The sequence below is a fragment of the Mesorhizobium sp. M2A.F.Ca.ET.037.01.1.1 genome, from assembly GCF_003998075.1.
Taxonomy (GTDB): domain Bacteria; phylum Pseudomonadota; class Alphaproteobacteria; order Rhizobiales; family Rhizobiaceae; genus Mesorhizobium.
This window is the reverse complement of record NZ_RZSA01001027.1, coordinates 1-2,221: the sequence shown is the minus strand read 5'-3', so window position 1 is coordinate 2,221 and position 2,221 is coordinate 1. Positions and strand designations below refer to the sequence as shown.

Here is a 2,221-nt window from a genome sequence, read left to right as displayed (position 1 = left end):
TCCTCCAGCAGGCCCTCGTCCTCGACCAGGTCGAGGCCATTGGCGAAGGCGAGATTGCGGGCGTCGTGAAGGATGATCTCCTTGCGCCGGTCGGCATCGAGCACGACCTTGGCCGCTTCGAGCTTCGCCACATAGTCGTCGAAGCGGCGCACCGTGATCGGGCCCGGCGCATGGAAGCGATGGCCATAGGTGACGTTGCCGGCGCGGATGCCATCGATCTCGAAATCGACCACGACCGGCTCCTCTGTCTCCGGACCGAAGGTGCAGACGATCGACTGCAGCGGGCGCACCCAGCGCAGCGAGCCGGGTTTTGCCGAGGCCGGCCCCCAGCGCATCGATTTCGGCCAGGGGAAGCTCTTGATGATGCCCGGCACCAGCTCGGCGATGATCTCTTCGGCCGCCCTGCCCGGCTTCGAGATGTGGGCGACGTAGAAGTCGCCCTTCTTCGGATCGGAATGGACATGCGCCTCGGCGATCGACGACAGGCCGGCCTTGCGCAGAAAACCCTGCACCGCCTGCTCGGGCGCGGTGGTCGAGGGACCCTTGATCTCCTCGCGAATGTCCTTGGAGCGCGCCGTCAGGCCACGGATGTCGAGCGCCAGCCGGCGCGGCGTCCAATATTCGCGCGCCGCCTCATAGGTGAGACCCGCCTCGACCAGACCGTCGGTCAGCATCTTCCTGAGGTCGCCGGCAGCCTTGCGCTGCATGCGGGCGGGAATCTCTTCCGAGCGAAGTTCTAGCAGTAGGTCAGGCATGATTAGGCTCCCACCCTCCCCTTGATGGGGAGGGCCGGCGCGTCAGCGCCGTCACGAATGGGCGGGAAATAGCAACTCGGCCGGCCGCTGTCACCCCGCTAGGAGATCGCCTCTTCAAGCGATTTCACGGAATTTTTCAGCCAACTGTCGGGACGGCTCAGGGTCGGTCATCCTTGGAGCAAACCTTCCCATGAACCGAACGCGGCGCTGAAGCGACAAACGCTCAGGCAGAGACCTATTGGCTGAACGACGATGAAGACGGCATCGAGAACCCTGCAGATCCTGGCGCTCAGCGCCTGCTTCGCCGCGCAGATGCATGGCGTGATCACGATGCCGGGGGTCAGGCAGGCCATGCGCACGATCGATGGCGCAACGGCGCAGGTCGTGTTGCCGGTCGGCGCCGCCGCCGAGACCGTGAAAGCCGTACCGGCTTAGAGCAAGCCGCCGTTTCACTGAAACTGCGAATTCGCTCTATCTTGTTTTGACGCAATTCCGGACGGAAAACCGCTACGCACTTTTCCTGGAATTGCTCTAAGCCGCTGCCAGCCCGCCAGCCCGCGTCTTCAGGAACGCCTCGCCGCACGCCTTGGCCAGATTGCGCACGCGCAGGATGTAGCTTTGCCGCTCGGTGACCGAGATCACGCCGCGCGCGTCGAGCAGGTTGAAGACATGGCTTGCCTTGATGCACTGGTCGTAGGCCGGAAAGACCATCCGGTGCATCGGAAGATTGTCGCTCGGCTTGGGCGTGCCGGCATCGAGCAGCGCCTTACACTCGGCCTCGGCGTCCTCGAAATGCCTCAGCAGCATCGCGGTGTTGGCGAATTCGAAATTGTGGCGCGAATATTCCTGCTCGGCCTGCAGGAAGACATCGCCGTAAGTGACCTTCTCGGCGCCTTCGCGGCCGTTGAAATTCAGGTCATAGACATTGTCGACGCCCTGCACATACATGGCGAGCCGCTCCAGGCCGTAGGTCAGTTCGCCCGCCACCGGCGCGCATTCGATGCCGCAGACCTGCTGGAAATAGGTGAACTGGGAGACTTCCATGCCGTCGCACCAGCATTCCCAGCCGAGCCCCCAGGCGCCAAGCGTGGGGCTTTCCCAATCGTCCTCGACGAAGCGGATGTCGTGCAGCAGCGGATCGACGCCGATCGCTTCCAGCGAGCCGAGATAAAGCTCCTGCAGGTTCGGCGGATTGGGCTTCAGGATCACCTGGTACTGGTAATAATGCTGCAGACGGTTCGGGTTCTCGCCGTAGCGGCCGTCCTTCGGCCGGCGCGAGGGCTGCACGTAAGCGGCGTTCCAGCGCAGCGGACCAAGCGCGCGCAAGGTGGTCGCCGGATGGAAGGTGCCGGCGCCGACTTCCATGTCGTAGGGCTGCAGGATGAGGCAACCATAGTCCGCCCAGTAATTGTGCAAGGTCAGGATCAGCCCCTGGAAGGAGCGGCTGGGATGCATATGGGCAGGGA

General features: G+C 63.7%; 3 protein-coding genes. 1 reads left to right on the top strand and 2 read right to left on the bottom strand.

Going from position 1 to position 2,221, the window contains the following annotated elements; genetic code table 11:
* A partial coding sequence (locus EOA27_RS32915) for a glycine--tRNA ligase subunit beta (RefSeq protein ID WP_127258349.1) occupies positions 1 to 755 on the bottom strand: 755 nt, incomplete at its 3' end.
* Between the two features lie 252 nt (positions 756 to 1,007).
* Here EOA27_RS32915 and EOA27_RS32910 point away from each other — a divergent pair.
* Positions 1,008 to 1,190 carry a hypothetical protein gene (locus EOA27_RS32910; RefSeq protein WP_126078602.1) on the top strand — a complete coding sequence of 61 codons (183 nt, stop codon included), beginning with the start codon at positions 1,008 to 1,010 and terminating at the stop codon, positions 1,188 to 1,190.
* 96 nt (positions 1,191 to 1,286) lie between these two features.
* On the opposite strand, the gene EOA27_RS32905 is transcribed toward EOA27_RS32910, so the two are convergent.
* Complete coding sequence (locus EOA27_RS32905) at positions 1,287 to 2,210, bottom strand: glycine--tRNA ligase subunit alpha (RefSeq protein WP_189341644.1); 924 nt, start codon at positions 2,208 to 2,210, stop codon at positions 1,287 to 1,289.
* Positions 2,211 to 2,221 lie beyond the last annotated feature (11 nt).